The 22,635-nt window shown below is 71.4% G+C and carries 21 protein-coding genes and 1 pseudogene; 11 read left to right on the top strand and 11 right to left on the bottom strand.

Going from position 1 to position 22,635, the window contains the following annotated elements; translation table 11 throughout:
• Positions 1-8: 8 nt before the first annotated feature.
• On the bottom strand, positions 9-935 hold the full coding sequence (locus AC07DA_RS11795; protein ID WP_479126970.1) for a metallophosphoesterase: 927 nt from the start codon (positions 933-935) through the stop codon (positions 9-11).
• Between the two features lie 137 nt (positions 936-1,072).
• Here AC07DA_RS11795 and AC07DA_RS11790 point away from each other — a divergent pair, with 137 nt between their 5' ends.
• Positions 1,073-1,537, top strand: a complete 465-nt coding sequence (locus tag AC07DA_RS11790) for a GatB/YqeY domain-containing protein (RefSeq protein WP_031115996.1) — start codon at positions 1,073-1,075, stop codon at positions 1,535-1,537.
• Positions 1,538-1,978: 441 nt separating this feature from the next.
• Here AC07DA_RS11790 and AC07DA_RS11785 read toward each other — a convergent pair whose 3' ends face one another.
• Positions 1,979-4,291, bottom strand: coding sequence for a transglycosylase domain-containing protein (locus AC07DA_RS11785; protein WP_479126968.1), 2,313 nt, complete (start codon positions 4,289-4,291; stop codon positions 1,979-1,981).
• A gap of 131 nt (positions 4,292-4,422) precedes the next feature.
• Between AC07DA_RS11785 and AC07DA_RS11780 the strand changes: the two are divergent.
• Positions 4,423-5,150, top strand: a pseudogene (locus AC07DA_RS11780) (transposase); the annotation flags it as partial.
• A gap of 122 nt (positions 5,151-5,272) precedes the next feature.
• On the opposite strand, the gene AC07DA_RS11775 reads toward AC07DA_RS11780, so the two are convergent.
• Positions 5,273-5,419 (bottom strand): hypothetical protein, encoded by a 147-nt coding sequence (locus tag AC07DA_RS11775; RefSeq protein WP_479126966.1) that lies wholly within the window; start codon positions 5,417-5,419, stop codon positions 5,273-5,275.
• Positions 5,420-5,438: 19 nt separating this feature from the next.
• Between AC07DA_RS11775 and AC07DA_RS11770 the strand changes: the two genes are divergently transcribed.
• Entirely contained in the window at positions 5,439-5,660 is a 222-nt protein-coding gene (locus AC07DA_RS11770) for a hypothetical protein (RefSeq protein WP_479126964.1), read from the top strand.
• A 447-nt stretch (positions 5,661-6,107) separates the two neighbouring features.
• Complete coding sequence (gene wblA, locus AC07DA_RS11765; protein WP_179272479.1) at positions 6,108-6,446, top strand: transcriptional regulator WblA; 339 nt, start codon at positions 6,108-6,110, stop codon at positions 6,444-6,446.
• 209 nt (positions 6,447-6,655) lie between these two features.
• Here the strand turns inward: wblA and bagB are convergent, their stop codons facing one another.
• Both bagB and bagA read right to left on the bottom strand, forming a co-directional pair.
• Positions 6,656-8,083 carry an ATPase BagB gene (gene bagB / locus AC07DA_RS11760; protein ID WP_479126962.1) on the bottom strand — a complete coding sequence of 476 codons (1,428 nt, stop codon included), beginning with the start codon at positions 8,081-8,083 and terminating at the stop codon, positions 6,656-6,658.
• A 190-nt stretch (positions 8,084-8,273) separates the two neighbouring features.
• On the bottom strand, positions 8,274-9,251 hold the full coding sequence (bagA, locus tag AC07DA_RS11755; protein WP_479126961.1) for an ATPase BagA: 978 nt from the start codon (positions 9,249-9,251) through the stop codon (positions 8,274-8,276).
• A 117-nt stretch (positions 9,252-9,368) separates the two neighbouring features.
• Between bagA and AC07DA_RS11750 the strand changes: the two genes are divergently transcribed.
• From AC07DA_RS11750 to AC07DA_RS11735, 4 genes are all read left to right on the top strand, one after another.
• Positions 9,369-9,527, top strand: a complete 159-nt coding sequence (locus AC07DA_RS11750; RefSeq protein ID WP_003991873.1) for a Sp36 family protein — start codon at positions 9,369-9,371, stop codon at positions 9,525-9,527.
• The gene (locus AC07DA_RS11745; protein ID WP_031115991.1) at positions 9,527-9,988 is read left to right on the top strand and encodes a RidA family protein; all 462 of its coding nucleotides are present in this window, start codon (positions 9,527-9,529) and stop codon (positions 9,986-9,988) included. Before AC07DA_RS11750 ends, AC07DA_RS11745 begins: the two co-directional genes overlap by 1 nt.
• Before the next feature lie 98 nt (positions 9,989-10,086).
• Positions 10,087-10,965: an NUDIX hydrolase gene (locus AC07DA_RS11740; RefSeq protein WP_479126959.1), complete on the top strand. Its 879-nt coding sequence runs from the start codon at positions 10,087-10,089 to the stop codon at positions 10,963-10,965.
• Complete coding sequence (locus AC07DA_RS11735; RefSeq protein WP_479126958.1) at positions 10,962-11,792, top strand: MBL fold metallo-hydrolase; 831 nt, start codon at positions 10,962-10,964, stop codon at positions 11,790-11,792. The genes AC07DA_RS11740 and AC07DA_RS11735 overlap by 4 nt, the downstream gene beginning before the upstream one ends.
• A 480-nt stretch (positions 11,793-12,272) precedes the next feature.
• On the opposite strand, the gene AC07DA_RS11730 is transcribed toward AC07DA_RS11735, so the two are convergent.
• Positions 12,273-12,947: a Crp/Fnr family transcriptional regulator gene (locus tag AC07DA_RS11730; RefSeq protein WP_031115987.1), complete on the bottom strand. Its 675-nt coding sequence runs from the start codon at positions 12,945-12,947 to the stop codon at positions 12,273-12,275.
• Positions 12,948-13,450: 503 nt separating this feature from the next.
• On the opposite strand from AC07DA_RS11730, the gene nth reads away from it, so the two are divergent.
• The 3 genes from nth (at position 13,451) to AC07DA_RS11715 (ending at position 16,863) form a co-directional block, all read left to right on the top strand.
• Complete coding sequence (nth, locus tag AC07DA_RS11725) at positions 13,451-14,401, top strand: endonuclease III (RefSeq protein ID WP_479126956.1); 951 nt, start codon at positions 13,451-13,453, stop codon at positions 14,399-14,401.
• A gap of 553 nt (positions 14,402-14,954) precedes the next feature.
• Entirely contained in the window at positions 14,955-15,650 is a 696-nt protein-coding gene (locus AC07DA_RS11720) for an NUDIX hydrolase (RefSeq protein ID WP_479126954.1), read from the top strand.
• Between the two features lie 13 nt (positions 15,651-15,663).
• Positions 15,664-16,863, top strand: coding sequence for a MarP family serine protease (locus tag AC07DA_RS11715; protein WP_479126952.1), 1,200 nt, complete (start codon positions 15,664-15,666; stop codon positions 16,861-16,863).
• A gap of 62 nt (positions 16,864-16,925) precedes the next feature.
• Here the strand turns inward: AC07DA_RS11715 and AC07DA_RS11710 are convergent, their stop codons facing one another.
• The 5 genes from AC07DA_RS11710 to acs form a co-directional block, all read right to left on the bottom strand.
• Positions 16,926-17,108 carry a hypothetical protein gene (locus AC07DA_RS11710; RefSeq protein ID WP_479126950.1) on the bottom strand — a complete coding sequence of 61 codons (183 nt, stop codon included), beginning with the start codon at positions 17,106-17,108 and terminating at the stop codon, positions 16,926-16,928.
• A gap of 143 nt (positions 17,109-17,251) precedes the next feature.
• On the bottom strand, positions 17,252-18,190 hold the full coding sequence (locus AC07DA_RS11705; protein ID WP_479126948.1) for an alpha/beta fold hydrolase: 939 nt from the start codon (positions 18,188-18,190) through the stop codon (positions 17,252-17,254).
• Positions 18,187-18,675 (bottom strand): phage holin family protein, encoded by a 489-nt coding sequence (locus AC07DA_RS11700; RefSeq protein ID WP_479126946.1) that lies wholly within the window; start codon positions 18,673-18,675, stop codon positions 18,187-18,189. Before AC07DA_RS11700 ends, AC07DA_RS11705 begins: the two co-directional genes overlap by 4 nt.
• Before the next feature lie 119 nt (positions 18,676-18,794).
• On the bottom strand, positions 18,795-20,231 hold the full coding sequence (gene nhaA / locus AC07DA_RS11695; RefSeq protein ID WP_479126944.1) for a Na+/H+ antiporter NhaA: 1,437 nt from the start codon (positions 20,229-20,231) through the stop codon (positions 18,795-18,797).
• A gap of 200 nt (positions 20,232-20,431) precedes the next feature.
• Positions 20,432-22,390 carry an acetate--CoA ligase gene (acs, locus tag AC07DA_RS11690; RefSeq protein ID WP_479126943.1) on the bottom strand — a complete coding sequence of 653 codons (1,959 nt, stop codon included), beginning with the start codon at positions 22,388-22,390 and terminating at the stop codon, positions 20,432-20,434.
• Positions 22,391-22,635: the final 245 nt, after the last annotated feature.

The raw sequence follows: 22,635 nt of genomic DNA, 5'->3' as shown, positions 1-22,635 counted from the left end.
CCTCCCGGCTACTCCCGCCCCACCAGCGTCAGCAGCGTCGCCTCCGGCGGGCACGCGAACCGTACCGGCGTGTAGCGGTTCGTGCCGCAGCCCGCCGAGACGTGGAGGTACGACGTGCGGCCCTCGGCCGTGTGCGTGGACAGGCCCTTCACCCGGTCCGTGTCCAGGTCGCAGTTGGTGACCAGGGCGCCGTAGAAGGGGATGCAGAGCTGGCCGCCGTGGGTGTGGCCGGCCAGGATCAGGGGGTAGCCGTCGGCCGTGAAGGCGTCCAGGGTGCGCAGGTACGGGGCGTGGACGACGCCCATCGAGAAGTCGGCGGACTCCGACGGGCCGCCGGACACCTGGTCGTAGCGGTCCTTCTTGATGTGCGGGTCGTCCAGGCCCGTCAGCTCCAGCGACAAACCGTCGATCTTGAGCGTGCCGCGCGTGTTCGTGAGGTTGAGCCAGCCCGCCGCGTCGAAGCTGTCCCGGAGGTCCTCCCAGGGGTTGTGCACCGCGCCGACGGCCGGCGGGTTGCCGTTCAGGCCGTGACGGCCCTGGGCCTTCTCCAGCAGGTAGCGGGCGGGGTTGCGCAGCTTGGGGCCGTAGTAGTCGTTGGAGCCGAAGACGTACGCGCCCGGGAACTCCATCAGCGGGCCGAGCGCGTCCAGGACCTCCGGGACGCCCTCCGGGTCGGAGAGGTTGTCGCCCGTGTTGATCACGAAGTCGGGGCGCAGGCCGGCCAGGGAGCGCAGCCAGCGCTGCTTCTTGCGCTGGCCGCCGACCATGTGGATGTCGGAGACCTGGAGCACGCGCAGGGGGCGCATCCCCGGAGGCAGGACCGGGACGGTGACCCGGCGCAGGCGGAAGGAGCGGGCCTCGAAGCCCGCGGCGTACAACAGACCGGCGGCACCAGCCGCCGCGATTCCCAGGGGGACTCCGTATCGCGCGCGCATACGACCATCGTGTCAGACCGCGCGGGATGCCCGCGTCCGGTGGTGGCCGGTGAAGTCGCCTGCCGGTACGGGGCCTTGCGTCGCCGCCCCGTAAATCGAGGGGCACCTTTCCCGCCGCACCTGCGACAATCGTCCCCATGACCACGCTCAAGTCGAAGCTGCAGGATGACCTCAACGCCGCGATCAAGGAGCGCGACGAGCTGCGCTCCTCGACGCTCCGGCTGACGCTCGCCGCGATCACCAAGGAGGAGGTCGCGGGCAAGGAGAAGCGCGAGCTCTCCGACGACGAGGTGCAGAAGGTGATCACCCGCGAGGCGAAGAAGCGGCGCGAGGCGGCCGAGGCCTTCGCACAGGGTGGTCGTGCCGAGCAGGCCGAGCGGGAGAAGGCGGAGGGTGAGGTGCTCGCCGGCTACCTGCCGAAGCAGCTGTCCGACGAGGAGCTCCAGCAGATCGTGGCCCAGGCCGTGGAGGAGGCGAAGGCGGCCGGGGCGGAGGGGCCGCGGGCCATGGGCGCGGTCATGAAGATCGTGAACCCGAAGGTGGCGGGACAGGCCGAGGGCGGTCGGGTCGCCGCCGCGGTGAAGAAGCTGCTGGCCGGCTGACGGCCCGGCCTTCGGTTCCCGACCTCTGGCTCCCCTTCCCGGCCTTCGGTCCCCGGTCCCCGGTCCCCTTCCCGGCCTTCGTTCCCGGTCCGGTTCCCGGCCTTCGTTCCCGGTCCGGTTCCCGGCCTTCGTTCCCGGTCCGGTTCCCGGCCTTCGTTCCCGGTCCGGTTCCCGGCCTTCGTCCCCGGTCCGGTTCCCGGCCTTCGTCCCCGGTCCGGTTCCCGGCCTTCGTCCCCGGTCCGGTTCCCGGCCTTCGGTCCCCGGTCCGGTTCCCGGCCTTCGGCCCCCGACCCCCGGCCTCTCGGCGCCCCTCTCCGGGCCGGACATTCGGCCCCTGGCTCCGACCGTGAGGCGAGACCACACGGGTCCCTGGAGAACCCAAGCGGCCCCCTCCGACCCTACGGTCGGAGGGGGCCGTCCCCGTTGTGTCAGCCGGCCGGGTCAGCCGAAGCGGCCGCCGTTGCCGTTGCCGCCTCCGTTGTCCTGGCCTCGGAAGAAGCCCTCCGGGATGGAGAACGAAGGGGTCGGGAAGGGCTGGCCGCCGCCTCCGCCGCCGTTGTTGCCGCCGACCAGGCCGCCGATGAAGTTGTCGCTCCCGCCGTTGCCGCCGTTGTCGCCGTTGTTCCCGTCGTCGCGGCCGCCGTCGTCGCCCCCGTCGCCGTCGCCGCGGTCGCGGTCGATGCCGTCGGGGATGTGGACGTCGTTGAACCGCTCGACGGGCTTGCCCTCCAGCGCGCCGGACATCATGTCGCGCCAGATCGGGCCGGGGACCTCACCACCGAAGACCTTGCTGTGCGAGCGGCCGCCGATGGTGATGTTGATCATCTTCCGCTTGTGCGCGGGGTCGCCGACCCAGACCGCGCCGGCCATGTTCGGCGTGTAGCCCACGAACCAGGCCGCGTAGCGCTCGTCGGTCGTACCCGTCTTGCCCGCGCTGGGGCGGCCGCCCAGGCCTGCCTTCGAACCCGTGCCGTCCTCGACGACGCCCTTCAGCAGCGCGTTGATCGTGTCGGCGGTGTTCTCCGACATGGCGCGCGAGCACGTCGACTTCGGGACTTCGAGCTTCTTCGAGGCGTTGCCGACCCGCTGGCTGACCGACTCGATGGCGACCGGCGTGCAGTACATGCCGCGCGAGGCGAAGGTCGCGTACGCGTTCGCCATGGTCAGCGGGGACATCTCCTGCGTGCCGAGGGCGATGGAGGGCACCTGGGGCATCTTGTCGCCGTCCGCCCGCACGACGCCCATCTTCTTCGCCATGGTCGTCACCGGGCAGATGCCGATGTCGCTGATCATCTGCACGTAGTAGGTGTTGACCGACTTGGCGGTCGCCTCCTTCATGTCGTACGGGCCGACCTCGGACTCGTTCTCGTTCTCCAGCCGGGCCGGGTTGTCCCGGTCGTTCTGCCAGGTCTTGCCGTCGCAGGCCTGCACCGGCGAGGGGTAGGCCATCTGGTACGGCGACGAGTACACCTTGTTCGCCGGCATGCCGTCCTGGAGGGCGGCCGCGGCCACGATCGGCTTGAACGTCGAACCGGGCTGGTAGCCCATGCCGCCGCCCATGGACTGGTCGACGGAGAGGTTGATCTGCGTCTCGTTCTTCTTGAAGCCGTACGGGCGCGACTGGCCCATGGCGAGGATCTTGCCCGTGCCGGGCTGGACGACGGTCGCGGCCGTGGCCACCTCGTCGCTCTTGTACACGTGCTCCTTGATGGAGTCCTGCGCCGCGTCCTGGGCCTGCGGGTCCATCGTCGTGCGGATGGTGAGACCGCCCTGGTTCCAGATCTTGGCCCGGGCCTCGCGGGACTTGCCGAAGACCGGGTCCGTCAGGAAGACCTCGCGCACGTAGTCGCAGAAGAAGCCCGCGCCCTTGACCGCCGTGATGCAGCCGTTCTTGGGCTTGCTGACCTTCAGGCCCAGCGGGGCCTTCATCGCCTCGGCGGCCTGTGCCCGGGAGATGTCGCCGACCTCGGCCATGCGGCGCAGCACGATGTTGCGGCGCTTGGTGGCCTCCGCCTCGTCGTTGACCGGGTCGTAGCGGCTGGGCGACTGGACGATGCCGGCGAGGAGGGCCGCTTCCTGGAGGTTGAGGTCCTTGGCCGACTTGGAGAAGTAGCGCCGGGCCGCGGCCTCGACGCCGTAGGCCTGCTGGCCGAAGAACGTGATGTTCAGGTAGTTCTCGAGGATCTTCTTCTTGCCCAGCTCCTCCTCGACCTGGATCGCGTACTTCAGCTCGCGGATCTTGCGGCCGATGGTCTGCTGGGTGGCCTGCGCGACCTTGGTCGGGTCGTCGCCCGCCTCCTCGACGAAGACGTTCTTCACGTACTGCTGCGTCAGCGTCGAGGCGCCCTGGGCGACCTCACCGCTGCGGGCGTTCTTGTTCAGGGCGCGCAGCACGCCCTTCAGGTCGACCGCGCCGTGCTGGTAGAAGCGCGAGTCCTCGATCGCGACGATCGCCTTCTGCATGTACGGCGACATGTCCTTGAGGGGGACCACCGTGCGGTCGCGCGAGTAGACGGTGGCGATCTGGCCGCCGTCGGCGTCGAGGATGGTGGTGCGCTGACTGAGCGGCGGGGTCTTGAGGTTGGCCGGGAGCTCGTCGAAGCTCTCGACCGATCCCTTCGCCGCCAGCCCCAGCGCGCCCACCGCGGGCAGCGCGATGCCGGCCAGTACGGCCCCCGCGAGGACACTGACACCGAGGAACTTGGCGGCCTGCTGCGTGGGAGACAGACCACCGCCCGAGCGCTTCTTTGGCATGAGGGCAGCCTAATCCGTTGTGATGAGCGTTCCGCAGGAGCAGAGGCTTCTCGGAGCGTTCGAGTACCAGACCGTGACATCCAGCTGCAGCCGGGCCCCACGGAGGGCTCAACGTAGATCGGTGCACGGGTCCGATGGCCGCCGCCCGCTACCGCGACCGGCACAGTGTCTCGCGCAAGAAGTCCGACCCCGGCGAGGCCCTGGTCCTGGCCAACATCCCCCGCACCGACATGCCTGCCCACCGGCCCCTGCCCGACGACTCCGACCTCGGCCGCGCGATCACCGTCCTGGCCCGCGCCCAGCGGGCCTCTCGCTGGAACCACACGGCCAGCAGCTCGGCAACGAGCTCCGGTCCCTGCTGTGTGAGTACCACCCCGCTGCCTTGGCCGCCTTCGCCACCTGGACCAACGGCCTGTGCCGTTCCGAGGCCTGCGAACTCCTCAAGACCGCCCCCCGGCACGAGCCACGTGCCTGACCCGCACCCAGCTCCAGGCCGCCCTCGAGCGCGCCGGCCGCCGGCGCGGGATCGATGTCGAGGCCGACCGCCTCCGCGAGGTCTTCCGAGGCGAGTGGGCCCACCAGCCGCCGTTGGTGGAAGACGCGCTTGGCAGGCAGATGCTCGCCCCTCTCATCCAGCTGGACGCCGCCTGCACCGTTGCCGACCAACTCGCCGAAGCGGTGCAAGGGGCCTTCCCCACCGCCCGGCACCGAGATTCTGTTGAGCTTCCCCGGTCTCGGCGTCCAGCTCGCCGCCCGCGTTCTGGCCGAGATCGGCGACGATCGCACTCGCTTCGCCGACGCCCGCGGCCTCAAGGCTTACGCCGGCTCCTCAGCCATCACCCGCGCCTCCCGCAGCAAGTCCGCCAGCAGGGGATCGACGACGCGGCGAAGCTGCCTAGTCCCGGCACTCGGAAAAGGCAGGGGGATCTACGGCACGAGTGCTTAGGCTCCCGAGGCATGAGCAGCAACCAGCCCTCCGTCTCAGACCGCTTCGTCGGCGAGTTCCGGGAACTCGGGCACGGCCGGCCTGACGGGCCCTCGCTTCATGCTGCCGTACGTGACGAAGGAGACCAGGACGAACAGTTCCTCGCGCGCTACCTGCGCGAGGGGGCGGTCCTTGCCCGCCACCGGGACCAGGGTTCACGACGTGCTCAGCCCGGAACACGAGCTGATCGGCGGACTGTCCTGCCTCACCGACGGCCAGTGGTTCTGGTACTCGGACCTCGCCCACTACGTCCGGCGCTACCACGTCACCCTGGACGAGCGATTCATCCAGCACGCTCGAAGCCGGGACTGGAACCCTCCGCAGTTGACCCACGACGAACTCGTCGAAATCGGAGACACCATGTTCGACGACGGAGACGTCTGACCCCACCATCCAGGCGGCCTGACTTGACGGCATAGCAACGTGAGGCGTCTGCGTTCTCATTCGCCGGACAGGCGTATATGCCTTGGCCTAAGCTGCTCCCGACTGTCACAGCAGTGAGGCCACGTATCAATACGTCCGGCGACCCCGAATCGTTCCGGGTGTTCCCCAACTTTTTTGGTGGGGCCGTGTCCGGATCCGCCTCGTGTGTCATGCGGCGTCCGGTGTGACGCAAGTGAACTGTCCCGTTTTGACGGGGAAGTCACGCATGTCGCCAGCTCACTCCCCCGGGTGATCTGCCGCTTACCCATAGTCCGTTCGGGCCATTCAAGATTGGGCCCGCTGGGGGTGTTGCGCTGTGCCCACCCGCCGTAACGTCCTCAACTGGCGGCGGTGAATATGCCGCTGCCGCCGTGGGGGAGCCTCGATTCGGGAGAGGACGGCGCCGGTATGGGCTGGGTAACCGACTGGAGTGCGCAGGCGGCCTGCCGCACTACCGATCCGGATGAACTGTTCGTTCAGGGAGCAGCGCAGAACAGGGCCAAGGCGGTGTGCACCGGATGCCCGGTGCGCACGGAGTGCCTGGCCGACGCGCTGGACAACCGCGTCGAGTTCGGCGTGTGGGGAGGCATGACGGAACGGGAGCGCCGCGCGCTGCTGCGCAGGCGGCCGACGGTGACCTCCTGGCGCCGGCTGCTGGAGACCGCGCGCACGGAGTACGAGCGCGGCACGGGCGTCGTGCCCCTCGACGACGACGAGATCTACGAGAACTACGCGGCGGTCAGCTGAGCTCCTCCGGGAGCCCCGCAGGTCCGAGGGCCCTTCACGGGCCCTTCGCCATCACCGCGTCCGCAGCGCCCGTCCGCAGCGCCCGTCCGTATCACCGCGTCCGTCGTCGGACCCGGCGCCGGAGCCGTGGCAGGACTCTTCGCGTGCCGGACTCCTCGCGTGCCGGACTCCTCGCGCCCGTCCCGGGCTCGTGGCCACGGCACGATGGTCTAGGCGCTCGCCTCGGGCGGCACGGCCGGGTCGGGCAGCTCGCGCTCGTTGGCCGCGAGGCGGTCGCCGATGGCGCGCAGCCCCGCGAGGTCGTGCACATCGCCGGGCAGCGCTGCCACTTCCGTCACGGCCACCTCGGGGTGGAGCGCGGTGAAGCGGTCACGGGTGCGCTGCTCGCGGGAGAGCAGATGCATCCGGTCGGCGTGCAACCTGAGCAGCCCGGCCGTGAGCTGGTCGACGGACCGCTCGGCCGAGCCGGATTCCCGGGTGCCCTCGCTGCCTACGGCGTCCGCCGCGTCCTCTGCTTCCTCGGCGGGGGAGCCACCGTCGGAGGCCGGACCAGCGGCACGAGCTGGGGTTCCGGGCGGGGGAGAGTCTGAACTGTCCTGTGCGTCGGGGGAGTTACGAAGTACTGCTTTCCCGCCCTCCTGATCCACAATGCCGGGCTCCTCAAGATTTTCCGCGGCCGCGAGCGCCCGCTCGGCCGACAGCCCGTCGGCGCCGCTGCCGTGCACCCGATTGAGTACCAGACCCGCCAGCGGCATGTCCTCGGCGGCCAGGCGCTCGACGAAGTAGGCGGCCTCGCGCAGCGCGTCCCGCTCCGGGGCCGCGACCACGAGGAACGCCGTACCGGGCGCCTGGAGCAGCTTGTACGTGGCGTCCGCGCGCGTGCGGAAACCGCCGAAGGTGGTGTCCATCGCCGAGACGAACGTCTGCACGTCCTTCAGGAGCTGACCGCCCAGCAGCTTGCCGAGGGTGCCGGTCATCATCGACATCCCGACGTTCAGGAACTTCATCCCGGCCCGGCCGCCCAGCTTCGCCGGGGCCGTCAGCAGCCGGATCAGCCGCCCGTCCAGGAACGACCCGAGCCGCTTCGGCGCGTCCAGGAAGTCCAGCGCCGAGCGGGACGGCGGGGTGTCGACGACGATCAGGTCCCACTCGTCCCGGGCCCGCAGCTGCCCGAGCTTCTCCATCGCCATGTACTCCTGCGTGCCCGCGAAGCCCGCCGAGAGCGACTGGTAGAAGGGGTTGCCCAGGATGGCGGCCGCCCGCTCGCGGTCCGCGTGCGCCTCGACGATCTCGTCGAAGGTGCGCTTCATGTCGAGCATCATCGCGTGCAGCTCGCCGCCCGCGGAGTCGTCGATGCCCTTCACCCGGCGCGGGGTGTTGTCCAGCGAGTCGATGCCCATGGACTGGGCGAGCCGACGGGCCGGGTCGATGGTCAGCACGACGACCTTGCGGCCCCGCTCGGCCGCGCGCAGGCCGAGCGCGGCGGCCGTCGTGGTCTTGCCGACCCCGCCCGAGCCGCAGCACACCACGATCCGGGTCTTGGGGTCCTGAAGCAGCGGATCGACGTCGAGCACGCGCGCGGGGGCGAGGTGCGGGCGGGCCGCCTCGTGCGGGTGGGCCGGGTCCGGACGGCTCATGACATCCCCTGCTTCCGATGCTTCCGATTCCGACTCGTGACGGGCCTTGCGTGTCTCACCGAACTCGTGCTCGTGACGGGCCTTGCGTGTCTCACCGGGCTGGTGCTCGTGACCGGTCTTGCCCGCCGAGGGCCGACGACGGGTCCTGCCCGTCTCAGCTCCCCGACGGGCCCTGCCTGTCCCACCGGGCTCATGACACGCCCTGCTCGCGCAGTTCCCGGGCCAGCTCGTACAGCCCCGCCAGGTCCATGCCCTCCGCGAACAGCGGCAGTTCGTGCAGCGGCAGGCCCAGCTCGGTGAGGACCGCACGCTGCTCGTGCTCCAGGGCGTACCGCTCGGCGTACTCCTCGGCCTGGACGAGCAGCGGGCCCACCAGCCGCTCCGCGTGCCCGCCGCGCCGCGCCCCGCCGAGCCCGGCGGACGACAGCGACCGCGCGACCGAGGAACGCGGAACCGTCCGTACGAGTTCCAGGTCGGCCGCGTCCAACACCTCCGGCCGCACCATGTTCACGATGATCCGCCCGACGGGCAGCCGCGCCGACCGCAGCTCGGCGATGCCGTCCGCGGTCTCCTGGACGGGCATCTCCTCCAGCAGCGTGACCAGGTGGACGGCCGTCTCGGGCGATTTCAGCACCCGCATCACCGCCTGCGCCTGATTGTGTATCGGGCCGATCCTGGCCAGCCCCGCCACCTCGTCGTTGACGTTCAGGAAGCGGGTGATGCGCCCGGTGGGCGGGGCGTCCATGACGACGTAGTCGTACACGAACCGGCCGCTGCGCTCTTTGCGCCGCACCGCCTCGCACGCCTTGCCGGTGAGGAGCACGTCCCTCAGACCGGGCGCGATGGTGGTGGCGAAGTCGATCGCGCCGAGCTTCTTCAGGGCACGTCCGGCGCCGCCCAGCTTGTAGAACATCTGGAGGTAGTCCAGAAGGGCCAGTTCGGGGTCGATGGCCAGGGCGTACACCTCCCCGCCCCCGGGAGCGACGGCGATCTTCCGCTCCTCATAAGGCAGCGCTTCGGTCTCGAAGAGCTGCGCGATGCCCTGACGGCCCTCGACCTCGACGAGAAGCGTCCGCTTCCCCTCCGTGGCCAGGGCCAGCGCTAGGGCCGCGGCCACCGTGGTCTTGCCGGTACCGCCCTTGCCACTGACGACCTGGAGCCTGCTCACGTATTCGAGCCTAACCAGTCCGTGCCCGGGCTACGCGGGAGGCTGTGGACAACCCGTGCCGGGGTCGGCCCGGACCGGGGCCGTGACCCCGCTCGGACAGGGGCTAAAGTCGGCCGCATGACCAAGTGGGAATACGCAACCGTGCCGCTGCTCGTCCACGCCACGAAGCAGATTCTGGACACCTGGGGCGAGGACGGCTGGGAGCTCGTCCAGGTCGTGCCCGGGCCGAACAACCCCGAGCAGCTCGTCGCCTACCTGAAGCGGGAGAAGCAGTAGTGGGCGCCGTCGAGGCGAAGCTCGCCGAGCTGGGCCTGAGCCTGCCCGACGTGGTCCCGCCGCTCGCCGCCTACCAGCCGGCCGTGCAGAGCGGGCCGTACGTCTACACCGCCGGGCAGCTGCCGATGGTGGACGGCAAGCTCCCGGTCACCGGCAAGGTCGGCGCGGAGGTCACCCCGGAGGAGGCCAAGGAGCTGGCACGCACCTGTGCGCTGAACGCCCTGGCCGCCGTGAAGTCCGTCGCCGGTGACCTGGACCGCATCGCGCGCGTGGTGAAGGTCGTCGGCTTCGTCGCCTCGGCCTCGGACTTCACCGGCCAGCCCGCCGTGCTGAACGGCGCGAGCGAGCTGCTCGGCGAGGTCCTCGGCGACAAGGGCGTGCACGCGCGCAGCGCGGTCGGCGTGGCGGTGCTGCCGCTGGACGCGCCGGTGGAGGTCGAGATCCAGGTGGAGCTCGCGTAACACCTTGCCTCGCGCAACCCCTTCTCGAGGGCCCCAGCTGCGGAATCCGCCCCGGGGGCCACTCGAACATCCGCCCGTCACGGGATAGCCTCGCGCCCATGGCGAACGGTCAGTGGTACCCCCCGGAGTGGCCGGAGCGGATCCGCGCTCTCGCGGCCGGCACCCTCACCCCGGTGACCCCCAGGCGCGCGGCCACCGTCATGCTCCTGAAGGACACCGGCAGCGGCCCGGTCGTCCACATGCTGCGCCGACGCGCCTCCATGGCCTTCGCCGGAGGCGCGTACGCGTATCCGGGCGGCGGTGTCGACCCGCGCGACGACGACCACCACGTCCGCTGGGCGGGCCCCACGCGCGCGTGGTGGGCCGACCGGCTGGGCGTGGACGAGACGGCCGCCCAGGCGATCGTCTGCGCGGCCGTACGGGAGACGTACGAGGAGGCGGGCGTGCTGCTGGCCGGCCCGGCGCCCGACGCGGTCGCCGGGGACACCACCGGCGCCGACTGGGAGTCCGACCGAGCCGCCCTCGTCGCGCGGGACCTGTCCTTCGCCGAGTTCCTGGACCGCCGCGGGCTGGTGCTGCGCTCGGACCTGCTCGGCGCCTGGACCCGCTGGATCACCCCCGAGTTCGAGTCCCGCCGCTACGACACCTTCTTCTTCGTGGCCGCCCTCCCCGAGGGGCAGCGCACCCGCAACGCCTCCACGGAGGCCGACCGCACGGTGTGGATCGCCCCGCGCGAGGCGGCCGCCGGGTACGACAGGGGCGAGCTGCTGATGATGCCGCCGACCATCTCGACCCTGCGCCAGCTGACGGCGTACGGGACGGCCGCCGAGGCCCTCGCGGCGGCCCCGGCACGCGACCTCACGCCCGTGCTGGCCACCGCCCGGCTGGTGGACGGCGAGATCGTGCTGTCCTGGCCCGGACACGACGAGTTCACCAAGCACATCCCGACCGCGCCGACCGGTGGAGCCCCCGCATGACGGACCCAGCAGCCCTTCCCGGCCGGCCCCGGAGCGGGGACCTCTCGGGCCCCGCCACCGCCCGGGCCGTCAACGTCCTGGCCCCCAACCCGTCGGTGATGACGCTGGACGGCACGAACACCTGGATCTTGTCCGAGCCGGACGCGGACCTGGCCGTGGTGGTCGACCCCGGTCCGCTGGACGAGGGCCACCTGAGCCAGGTCGTCGCCACGGCCGAGCGGGCCGGCAAGCGGGTCGCCCTGACCCTGCTGACCCACGGCCATCCCGACCACGCGGCGGGCGCCGCCCGGTTCGCCGAACTGACCGGCACGCGCGTGCGTGCGCTCGATCCGGCGCTGCGGCTCGGCGACGAGGGCCTGGCCGCCGGTGACGTGATCACCACCGGCGGGCTGGAACTGCGCGTCGTCCCCACCCCGGGCCACACCTCCGACTCCCTGTGCTTCCACCTCCCGGCCGACCGGGCGGTCCTGACCGGCGACACGGTCCTAGGCCGCGGCACCACGGTCGTGGCCCACCCGGACGGCCGTCTCGGCGACTACCTGGACTCCCTGCGCCGTCTGAGGTCCCTCACGGTCGACGACGGCGTCCACACGGTCCTGCCGGGGCACGGACCGGTCCTGGAGGACGCCCAGGGCGCCGTCGAGTACTACCTCGCCCACCGCGCCACCCGCCTCGCCCAGGTCGAGACCGCCGTCGAGGACGGCTACCGCACCCCGGCCGAGGTCGTCGCCCACGTCTACGCCGACGTGGACCGCTCCCTGTGGCCGGCGGCGGAACTGTCGGTCCGGGCGCAGCTGGACTACCTGGAGGAGCACGGGCTCATCTAGAGCTCCTGGGGGCTTTCTCACCGTGCACGCGCGCGTACTCGGCAGCCGACCAGGGCCCCAGATCGTCCACGTACGACGCGAGGACTCCAAGTACGACGCGAGGACGTCCACGTCACCGACCGGATCACGGGCCGGCAGCGAGCCGGGGCGGTGGCGCGGCAGCCGCGCGGCCAGGTGCGCCCAGCAACCGGGCACGGCTGAGCAGCAGCGTCCCGCACCCGTCGGTCTGCCCGAACTCCTGGTCCAGTGCCGCCCCGGGCGCGTCGGCGTCCGCCCGGTCGCCCGGTCCGCCCTGGTCGGCTCCTCGGGCAGCGCGAGCAGCAGATCGAGGGCGCTGACGCCCGGGGCGGTGCCGGTCATGCCGTCACTTGCCGCAAGGAGGGGGCGGGGCCGCCGCCCGGTTTCCGCCGCCCGCACGCACGGCATCGGGCCCCGTCCCGTGGAGGGACAGGGCCCGATGCCGTACGGCCGGAGTGGATGTCAGCGCGAGCGCTTGGCGAGGCGCTCCACGTCCAGGAGGATCACCGCGCGGGCCTCCAGGCGGAGCCAGCCGCGCTGGGCGAAGTCCGCCAGGGCCTTGTTGACCGTCTCGCGGGACGCGCCGACCAGCTGGGCGAGCTCCTCCTGCGTCAGGTCGTGCACGACGTGGATGCCCTCCTCCGACTGCACGCCGAAGCGGCGGGACAGGTCGAGCAGGGCGCGGGCGACACGGCCCGGGACGTCCGAGAAGACGAGGTCGGACATCGCGTCGTTGGTCTTGCGCAGCCGGCGCGCGACGGCGCGCAGGAGCGCCGAGGCCACCTCGGGGCGGGCGTTCAGCCAGGGCTGGAGGTCGCCGTGGCCGAGGCCGAGCAGCTTCACCTCGGTCAGCGCGGTGGCCGTCGCCGTACGCGGGCCCGGGTCGAACAGCGACAGCTCACCGATGAGCTCGCCGGGGCCGACCACGGCCAGCATGTTCTCCCGGCCGTCGGGGGACGTGCGGTGGAGCTTGACCTTGCCCTCGGTGACCACGTACAGCCGGTCACCGGGGTCGCCCTCGTGGAACAGCGAGTCACCGCGGGCGAGGGTCACCTCACTCATGGAGGCGCGGAGCTCCGCGGCCTGCTCGTCATCGAGCGCCGCGAAGAGCGGATTGCGCCGCAGAACGTCGTCCACGAGTTCTCTCCCTTTCGACCTGCTCAGGGGACCTTGCTCCCCCGCGTACCAGGGGACCGTGGTGCCCATTTTGCCGGACGGTCCAAACAGTGTGATCTGTCACAAGGATGCCGCACAGGTGTCCCGGGGTACGCGGCAGGGGTCCAATTGGGCGCCGATCTTCAGGGGTCGGGGCGGATGTCGGTGCCTGGCCTTAGGCTGGCCGGGTGTCCAAATCGCCGGTGAGAGCACAGGCCGAGGGGGCTGCGCGGGTGGGTGTACGTCGCGATTCCGCTGTGGGCGAACAGAGCCCCGATGGCGGTAGGAAAACGGCGAAAGCGACAGGGGAGGCGACGGCTTCGAGCGGGTCGGCGCCGACAGGGCGGACGCCTGCCGGAAAGGCACGGGCAGGTGGGAAGAAGGCCTCCGCGAAGAAGGCCGCGCCCACCAAGGAGACCCCCGCCAAGAAGGCCTCCGCCAAGAAGGCCGTACCTGCGAGGAAGACCGCCGCTGCCAAGAAGGCCGTGACCGCCAAGAAGGCCGCGGCTGCGAAGAAGGCGGCTTCCCGGGGCGAGGGGACCGCCGGGGCGTCCGCCGTGAAGAAGGCCCCCGCCGCCAAGAAGGTCACCGTCGCGCCGAAAAAGGCCACCGCACGGGTCAAGGGCACGGCCCCCGCCAAGGCCGTCGTCCACCCGCCGAGCGACGAGTCGCGCACGGCGCTGGTGCGCCGGGCCCGGCGTATCAACCGCGAGCTCGCCGAGGTCTACCCGTACGCCCACCCCGAACTGGACTTCGACGACCCCTTCCAGCTCGTCGTCGCCACGGTGCTGTCCGCGCAGACCACCGACCTGCGCGTCAACCAGACGACACCCGCCCTCTTCGCCAAGTACCCCACCCCCGAGGACCTGGCCGCAGCCAACCCGGAGGAAGTGGAGGAGATCCTCCGCCCCTGCGGCTTCTTCCGGGCCAAGACGAAGTCGGTCATAGGGCTGTCGAAGGCCCTGGTGGAGGAGTTCGGCGGGGAGGTGCCCGGGCGGCTGGAGGACCTGGTCAAACTGCCCGGTGTCGGCCGCAAGACCGCGTTCGTGGTGCTCGGCAACGCCTTCGGGCGCCCCGGCATCACCGTGGACACGCACTTCCAGCGCCTGGTGCGCCGCTGGCGGTGGACCGCCGAGACCGACCCGGACAAGATCGAGGCGGCGGTCGGCGCGCTCTTCCCGAAGAGCGACTGGACGGATCTCTCGCACCACGTCATCTGGCACGGCCGCCGCATCTGCCACGCCCGCAAGCCCGCGTGCGGCGCCTGCCCGATCGCCGCGCTCTGCCCCGCGTACGGGGAGGGCGAGACGGATCCGGAGAAGGCGAAGAAGCTGCTCAAGTACGAGAAGGGCGGCTTCCCGGGTCAGCGCCTGCGGCCTCCGCAGGCCTACCTGGACGCGGGCGGCAAACCGGCCCCGCCCCTGGGGGCCGGATGAGGTGCCCGAGCGGTGGCGGGGTCCGTCCGATGAGGAGCACGGCCCGCGGAGCGTTCCGTTCGACCGGCCGCGAGATCCCTCCGGGTATCTGCGAGATCCCTTCGGGCGGCTGCGAAGGCCGTCTGGGCATCTGCGAGATCCCTCCGGGCGGCTGCGAGACCCGTCGGGACAGCCGCCAGCCCCGTCCGGCTGTCGGCATGACCCCTGCGGCCAGCCGCTGGAGCCGCCCGGGCAGTGACGAGGCAGGCCCGGGCAGCGACAGGGCCCGTCCGGGCCGTCGCGCGACCCGCTGCGGGGAGCCGATCGGGGGGCGTGCAGGTGATGTCGGGAGCCGCTACGCGGAGCCGATCGAGCCTGCCGGTGAGCGTTCTGCGACCCGCTGCGGGGAGCCGACGGGGCGTGCCCGCGATCGTGCGGGCCGCCTTCCGCGCCCCGCGCGCCCCGCGCGCCCTTCCGCCCATCCCACAAGCCCCCCGGAGGGTGGATCGCGGCCCCGGCCGGAACGATCTCGGGGGTGCGGGGCGTTGGATGCGGCAGGACGACGGGGGTGGCGATGACGCGGACGAGCGGCACACAGGGCGGGCCGGTGACGGTGAGCAAGGACGGCCTGCCCGCCTGGCTGGACCCGGTGGTGCACGCCGTGGAGACGGTCCGGCCGACGCAGCTCAGCCGCTTCCTGCCGCCGGAGGACGGCGCCGGGCGGCAGTCCGCCGTGCTGGTCCTCTTCGGGGAGGGCGAGCGCGGCCCCGAGCTGCTGCTCATGGAACGCGCGAGCTCCCTGCGCGCGCACGCCGGCCAGCCCTCCTTCCCCGGCGGCGCCCTCGACCCGGAGGACGGCGACCCGCGCGGTGACGGCCCGCTGCGTGCCGCCCTGCGCGAGGCGGAGGAGGAGACGGGCCTCGACCCGTCCGGTGTCCAGCTCTTCGGCGTCCTGCCCCGGCTGTACATCCCGGTCAGCGGTTTCGTCGTGACGCCGGTGCTGGGCTGGTGGCGCGAGCGGAGCCCGGTCGGCGTCGTCGACCCGAACGAGACCGCCAGGGTCTTCACCGTCCCCGTGGTGGATCTCACGGACCCGGCGAACAGGGCGACCACGGTCCACCCCAGCGGTCACCGAGGCCCGGCATTTCTGGTCGAATCAGCACTCGTCTGGGGTTTCACGGCCGGCATCATCGACCGGCTGCTGCACTTCGCGGGCTGGGAGCGGCCCTGGGACCGCGAGAAGCAGGTCCCGCTCGACTGGCGCGCATGACAGGGTGGCCTCCGTGAACGTGCTGGACATCTTGTTGCTGGTCGCCGCCGTGTGGTTCGCGGTCGTGGGGTACCGCCAGGGGTTCGTCGTCGGCATCCTGTCGGTGATCGGCTTCCTGGGCGGTGGCCTCGTCGCGGTGTACGCGCTGCCCGTCATCTGGGACGCGCTCACGGACAACGCGGAGGTGAGCACGACCGCGGCCGTCGTCGCGGTCGTCGTCGTCATCGTCTGCGCCTCCGTCGGCCAGGCCCTCACCACCCACCTGGGCAACAAGCTGCGCCGGCACATCACCTGGTCCCCGGCCCGGGCGCTGGACGCCACCGGCGGCGCCCTGGTCAACGTCGTGGCGATGCTCCTGGTGGCCTGGCTGATCGGCTCGGCCCTCGCGGGCACGACGCTGCCGACGCTCGGCAAGGAGGTCCGCAACTCCAAGGTGCTGCTCGGTGTCTCCCGGGCGCTGCCGGACCAGGCGGCCACCTGGTTCGCGGACTTCTCCTCGGTCCTCGCGCAGAACGGCTTCCCGCAGGTCTTCAGCCCGTTCGCGAACGAGCCGATCACCGACGTGCAGCCGCCCGACCCGGCCCTGGCGAACAGCCCGGTCGCGACCCGCGCCCAGCGTTCCATCGTCAAGGTCATGGGCACGGCACCGAGCTGCGGCAAGGTGCTGGAGGGCACGGGCTTCGTCTTCTCCGACCGCCGGGTCATGACCAACGCGCACGTCGTGGGCGGCGTCGACGAGCCCACCGTGCAGATAGGCGGCGAGGGCAGGAAGTACGACGCCAAGGTCGTGCTCTACGACTGGCGGCGCGACATCGCCGTCCTGGACGTGCCGGACCTGAAGGCGCCCGTGCTGCGGTTCACCGGTGAGGACGCGAGCAGCGGCGACAGCGCGATCGTCGCGGGATTCCCGGAGAACGGCGCGTACGACGTGCGGTCCGCGCGCGTGCGCGGACGCATCACGGCCAACGGCCCGGACATCTACCACCGCGGCACGGTCCGCCGCGACGTCTACTCCCTCTACGCGACCGTCCGCCAGGGCAACTCCGGCGGCCCGCTCCTCACGCCCGACGGCAAGGTCTACGGCGTGGTGTTCGCCAAGTCCCTCGACGACGCCGAGACGGGATACGCGCTGACCGTCGACGAGATCCAGGACGACATCACCAAGGGCCGCACCGCCACCCAGCAGGTGGGCAGCGACAGCTGCGCGCTCTAGGGACGGCCCCGGAACCGGATGTGCCGGCGCGCCACTCGCGTATCACTCGCGGGGGTGACGCGTCAGTCGCGTGTGTGGCGCAGCCGTACGGAGACCCAGCGGGCCCGGCGGCGGAGGATGCGCGGGATCCCGACCCTGGGATCGGCGGTGGCCATCTGCGGTGCACCGCTTCGTCGGTGGGGGTTCGCTGCGCCCGCCGAGCGGCGATTGCGGCTTGCGTCACTGTAATCGTGCGTCCAGCCCATACCCGGACGTGTGCCCCCGCCGCATGGTCGATAACCGCCTCCGGCGGGTCCAATTGGCCTATGCGCCGGGCAAGTGGCCGTTCGTGGGACACGTGTTCAGGCGGAGCGTGGCTCTCCCGGGGACGCCGGGCGCGCTCGCGCGGTCACCGGTCGGGTTCGGGGTCACGCAGCCAGTTGATGAGCTCTGCGGAGAAGGCGACCGGGTCCTCCTCGTGCGGGAAGTGGCCGAGGCCGTCGAACAGCCGCCAGCGGTAGGGGGCTTCGACGTACTCGCCGGAGCCGGCGGCGCTGCGGGTGCGCATCACGGGGTCGAGCGAGCCGTGCAGATGGAGCGTCGGCACGCGCACGGGCCGCTTCATCCGCCGGTTGAACTGGATGCCGTCCGGACGCGCCAGGGAGCGCACCATCCAGCGGTACGGCTCGACCGCGCAGTGCGCCGCCGAGGGGATGCACATGGCGCGGCGGTAGTTCTCCAGCGCCTCTTCCTCCGGCGGGCGCGGCCCGGACCACTCCTGGATCAGCTCGGCCACGAGCGCCCCGTCGTCGGCGGTGAGCTGACGTTCCGGGATCCAGGGCCGCTGGAACCCCCAGATGTGTGAACCGGCGCGGGTCTGCCTGACGTCCCGCAGCATGGCCGAGCGCCAGCGCCGCGGGTGCGGCATGGAGGCGACCGCCAGCCGGCGCACCAGCTTGGGGCGCATCGCGGCGGCCGTCCACGCCAGGTATCCGCCCAGGTCGTGGCCGACCAGCGCGGCGTCCGGCTCGCCGAGGGAGCGGATGACCCCGGTGACGTCCAGCGCGAGGTTGGCGGGGTCGTAGCCGCGCGGAGTGCGGTCGCTGCCCCCGACGCCCCGCAGGTCCATGGCGACGGCCCGGAAGCCCGCGTCGGCGAGCGCCACCAGCTGGTGCCGCCAGGTCCACCAGAACTGCGGGAAGCCGTGCAGCAGCAGCACCAGCGGCCCGTCGCCCAGCTCGGCGATGTGGAAGCGGGCGCCGTTGGCGGCGACGTCGCGGTGGCTCCAGGGGCCGTCCAGGAGTACGGCCGAGGCCGGGTGTGCCGGGGCGGGGGCGGGGTCCGTCATGACGACGAGCGTGCCACAGCCTCGATGGCCTCGGGGACCCGGTCCTTCGGGAGCTCCGGGCGCGGGTGCGGCTTGGCTTTCTGCAGGACGACCGCGCTCTCCTTCATCGAGGCGGCGACCTTCTGCGGGCCCTTGCTCTTCTTGGCCTTCTTCGCGAAGACCACGCCGATCAGTGCCAGGCCGCCCGCGATCAGCACGTTCGCCGCGAAGGACAGCAGGAAGCAGACCGCGAGGTTCCAGTCGCTCCAGGTGCGGATGCCGTACGCCAGCGCGAAGTTCAGCATCGGCAGGGAGAAGATCAGCACCGCGCCGGCCAGCGAGAAGGCGCCGCCGCTGGTCGCGCCGCGCTTGACGTCCTGCTTGAGCTGGGCCTTCGCCAGCGCGATCTCGTCGTGCACCAGCGCCGACATTTCCGCCGTCGCCGAGGCGAACAGCTGGCCGATGCTGCGTTCGGCGCCGACCGGGCTGCCGTCGGGTGCGCTCATCGCGGTCTCCTCTTCTGCGTACGGTCCGATGTCCGCGTCCTGTGCCTGACTCACCGCAGTCGTCCGACTGCGTACGGCCTGACTGCGTACGGTCCCGTCTTCTGTACCGTCTCGTCAGATCATGCCGGACCGTCGCGGTCATCGCCTGCCCCGCCCGGCACTTCGGCAAGCCCGTGGCGCGCGACTGCCTTCTCCCGGGCGATGCGGCGGTGCTCGGCCGCCTTGCGCTCGTAGATGTCGGCGAGGCGCAGGTGATACGCGGGGTCGTCCTCCTCGTAGATGTCCGGCACGCCGCTGAGGTCCTCGTCGCGCTCCTCGATCTCGTACAGGCGGCGGTACTTGGCGTTGCGTATCTTCAGCAGGACGGTCGCGAGGGTCGCGGCGATGAGGGAGCCGAGCAGGACGGCGGCCTTGACCTCCTCCGTCATGGTCTGGTCGCCCTCGAAGGCGAGTTCGCCGATGAGCAGCGACACCGTGAAGCCGATACCGGCGAGGCTCGCCACCGCGAACACGTCGGGCCAGGCGAGGTCGTCGCTGAGCGATGCCCGGGTGAAGCGCGCGGTCAGCCAGGTCCCGCCGAAGATGCCGAGCGTCTTGCCGACGACGAGTCCCAGGACCACGCCGAGGGTCTCCGGCTTGGTGAACACGTCGGCGAGCGCTCCGCCGGAGATCGACACACCGGCGCTGAACAGCGCGAACAGGGGAACGGCCAGACCTGCCGACAGGGGCCTGACGAGGTGCTCGATGTGCTCGCCGGGGGAGTGGTCCTCGTCGTCGCGCCGGTGGCAGCGCAGCATCAGGCCCATGGCGACGCCGGCGACGGTGGCGTGGACGCCGCTGTTGTACATCAGCGCCCAGACGACCAGGGCGAGCGGGACGTAGACGTACCAGCCGCGCACCCCCTTGCGCAGCAGGAACCAGAAGACGACCAGGCCGGCCGCCGCGCCGCCGAGCGCGACGAAGTCCAGGTCGGCGGTGAAGAAGACGGCGATGATCAGGATCGCGAAGAGGTCGTCGACGACGGCGAGAGTGAGCAGGAAGGCGCGCAGCGCGCTCGGCAGGGACGTGCCGATGACCGCGAGCACGGCGAGCGCGAAGGCGATGTCGGTGGCGGTGGGCACGGCCCATCCGGACAGGGAACCACCGCCGGTGACACTCGTGAGGGTGTAGACGAGCGCCGGTATGGCCATGCCGCACAGCGCGGCGACCACCGGGAGCGCGGCGGCCCTGGGATCGCGCAGGTCACCGGCGACGAGTTCGCGCTTGAGCTCGATGCCGGCGACGAAGAAGAAGATCGCGAGCAGTCCGTCGGCGGCCCAGTGCGCGACCGACAGGTCGAGGCCGAGGGAGGCGGGGCCGAAGTGGAAGTGGGAGACGCTCTCGTAGCTGTCGTGCAGCGCGGGGATGTTCGCCCACAGCAGTGCGGCGACCGCGGCGGCGAGCAGCAGCACTCCGCCGACGGTCTCGGTGCGCAGGGCGTCGGCGACGTAGGTCCGCTCGGGGAGCGAGAGCCGGTCGAGGACCTTGCGGGGGGTGCTGGGGCGGGGCGCGGTCACGGGGGGAACCTCCGGTCTGTGGGCAGGACTGAGCACATGCCGACCAGACTTCCCGGCGCACCATGGAGCACTTGTTTTTTCTTAGCTTAGCTAAGGGTGTGGCCGTCCGCATCCCCTGATCTGCGGTGGGGGCGCGCGGAGGGCACCCGGCGTACCGATCACCGGGTGCCCTCCGCGGGTTTCGCCATGCGTGTCCGCGATCAGTCCTCGCTGGGCGCGGCCGGCAGCTTGGCCTGGATGAGGTCCATGACCGTGGAGTCCGTCAGCGTGGTGACGTCACCGAGCTGTCGGTTCTCGGCGACGTCCCGCAGCAGCCGGCGCATGATCTTGCCGGAGCGGGTCTTGGGCAGCTCGGCCACCGGCAGGATCCGCTTGGGCTTGGCGATCGGGCCGAGGGTGTTGCCGACGTGCGTGCGCAGCTCGGCGACCAGGTCCTCGGTCTCGGCGGCCGAGCCGCGCAGGATCACGAAGGCGACGATCGCCTGCCCGGTCGTCTCGTCCGCCGCGCCGACCACGGCCGCCTCGGCGACCGACGGATGCGAGACCAGCGCGGACTCGACCTCCGTGGTGGAGATGTTGTGGCCGGAGACGAGCATGACGTCGTCGACCCGGCCCAGCAGCCAGATGTCGCCGTCGTCGTCCTTCTTCGCGCCGTCACCGGCGAAGTACTTGCCCTCGAAGCGCGACCAGTAGGTGTCGATGAACCGCTGGTCGTCGCCCCAGATGGTGCGCAGCATCGACGGCCACGGCTCGGTGAGCACCAGGTAGCCGCCACCGCCGTTCGGCACCTCGTTCGCCTCGTCGTCGACGACGGTCGCCGAGATGCCGGGCAGCGGCGTCTGTGCGGAGCCGGGCTTGGTGGCGGTCACGCCCGGCAGCGGGGTGATCATCATCGCGCCGGTCTCGGTCTGCCACCAGGTGTCCACGATCGGGGTGCGGTCGCCGCCGATGTTCTTGCGATACCAGATCCACGCCTCGGGGTTGATCGGCTCGCCCACCGAGCCCAGCACGCGCAGGCTGGACAGGTCGAACTTGGCGGGGATGTCGTCGCCCCACTTCATGAACGTACGGATCGCGGTCGGCGCGGTGTAGAGGATCGTCACGCCGTACTTCTGCACGACCTCCCAGAAGCGGCCCTGGTGCGGGGTGTCGGGCGTGCCCTCGTACATGACCTGCGTGGCGCCGTTGGCGAGCGGGCCGTAGACGATGTACGAGTGGCCGGTGACCCAGCCGACGTCGGCGGTGCACCAGTAGACGTCGGTCTCCGGCTTGAGGTCGAAGACGGCGTGGTGCGTGTAGGCGGTCTGGGTGAGGTAGCCGCCGGAGGTGTGCAGGATGCCCTTCGGCTTACCCGTGGTGCCCGAGGTGTAGAGGATGAACAGCGGGTGCTCGGCGTCGAACGCCTGCGGGGTGTGCTCCGCGCTCTGGCGCCCCACCAGGTCGTGCCACCACACGTCGCGGCCCTCGGTGAAGGCGACCTCCTGGCCCGTGCGGCGCACGACCAGGACGTGATCCACGTTGCCCGCCTTCGCCACCGCCTCGTCCACGGCCGGCTTGAGCGCGGACGGCTTGCCGCGCCGGTAGCCGCCGTCGGCGGTGATGACCACGCGCGCGTCGGCGTCCTGGATACGGGTGGCGAGCGCGTCCGAGGAGAAACCGCCGAAGACGACCGAGTGGGCGGCGCCGATCCGGGCGCAGGCCAGCATCGCGATCGCCGTCTCGGGGATCATCGGCATGTAGACCGCGACCCGGTCCCCGGCCTGAACCCCGAGCTCCAGCAGCGCGTTGGCCGCCTTGGAGACCTCGTCCTTGAGCTCGGCGTAGGTGATGGCGCGGCTGTCCCCGGGCTCGCCCTCGAAGTGGATGGCGACCCGGTCGCCGTGGCCGGCCTCCACGTGCCGGTCGACGCAGTTGTAGGCGACGTTGAGCTCGCCGTCCTTGAACCACTTGGCGAACGGCGGGTTCGACCAGTCGAGCGTCTCGGTGGGCTCCTTGGCCCAGGTCAGCCGACGGGCCTGCTCGGCCCAGAAGCCGAGCCTGTCAGCCTTGGCCTGTTCATACGCCTCCGCGGTGACGTTGGCGTTGGCGGCCAGGTCGGCGGGGGGTGCGAACCTGCGCTCTTCCTTGAGCAGGTTGGAAAGGGAGGAATTCTCGCTCATCGTCCCGTCTCCTCCCGCAGCAGGTTGGCCAGGCTTTCGTTGCTCACGGCATCTGCCTTTCCCAGGGTGTCCGTTGTGTCCCAGGCCACAGCTCATCAGACCCGGGGTGCGATGACAAGGGCCGACCGCCGATTGGTTTAGACCTGTCCGGCGGTGCTGTCGGCGGCCGGGGTCACCCGTACCCACGGACGCCGACCAGGGAAAGTTCAGCCGATGTAACGGGGGTCACGTGGGCCGGCACCGGG

The sequence above is a fragment of the Streptomyces sp. NPDC044921 genome, assembly GCF_056432865.1.
This window is presented reverse-complemented; position numbering and strand designations above follow the sequence as displayed.

Excerpts from the sequence above, each read along its gene's own strand:
- AC07DA_RS11705 (WP_479126948.1), bottom strand. The coding sequence starts at position 18,190 with ATGACGGACCCCGCCCCCGCCCCGGCACACCCGGCCTCGGCCGTACTC.
- AC07DA_RS11720 (WP_479126954.1), top strand. The coding sequence starts at position 14,955 with ATGACGCGGACGAGCGGCACACAGGGCGGGCCGGTGACGGTGAGCAAG.
- AC07DA_RS11735 (WP_479126958.1), top strand. The coding sequence starts at position 10,962 with ATGACGGACCCAGCAGCCCTTCCCGGCCGGCCCCGGAGCGGGGACCTC.
- wblA (WP_179272479.1), top strand. The coding sequence starts at position 6,108 with ATGGGCTGGGTAACCGACTGGAGTGCGCAGGCGGCCTGCCGCACTACC.
- AC07DA_RS11700 (WP_479126946.1), bottom strand. The coding sequence starts at position 18,675 with ATGAGCGCACCCGACGGCAGCCCGGTCGGCGCCGAACGCAGCATCGGC.
- bagB (WP_479126962.1), bottom strand. The coding sequence starts at position 8,083 with ATGAGCCGTCCGGACCCGGCCCACCCGCACGAGGCGGCCCGCCCGCAC.
- AC07DA_RS11750 (WP_003991873.1), top strand. The coding sequence starts at position 9,369 with ATGACCAAGTGGGAATACGCAACCGTGCCGCTGCTCGTCCACGCCACG.
- acs (WP_479126943.1), bottom strand. The coding sequence starts at position 22,390 with ATGAGCGAGAATTCCTCCCTTTCCAACCTGCTCAAGGAAGAGCGCAGG.
- AC07DA_RS11795 (WP_479126970.1), bottom strand. The coding sequence starts at position 935 with ATGCGCGCGCGATACGGAGTCCCCCTGGGAATCGCGGCGGCTGGTGCC.
- AC07DA_RS11790 (WP_031115996.1), top strand. The coding sequence starts at position 1,073 with ATGACCACGCTCAAGTCGAAGCTGCAGGATGACCTCAACGCCGCGATC.
- AC07DA_RS11710 (WP_479126950.1), bottom strand. The coding sequence starts at position 17,108 with ATGGGCTGGACGCACGATTACAGTGACGCAAGCCGCAATCGCCGCTCG.
- AC07DA_RS11785 (WP_479126968.1), bottom strand. The coding sequence starts at position 4,291 with ATGCCAAAGAAGCGCTCGGGCGGTGGTCTGTCTCCCACGCAGCAGGCC.
- AC07DA_RS11740 (WP_479126959.1), top strand. The coding sequence starts at position 10,087 with ATGGCGAACGGTCAGTGGTACCCCCCGGAGTGGCCGGAGCGGATCCGC.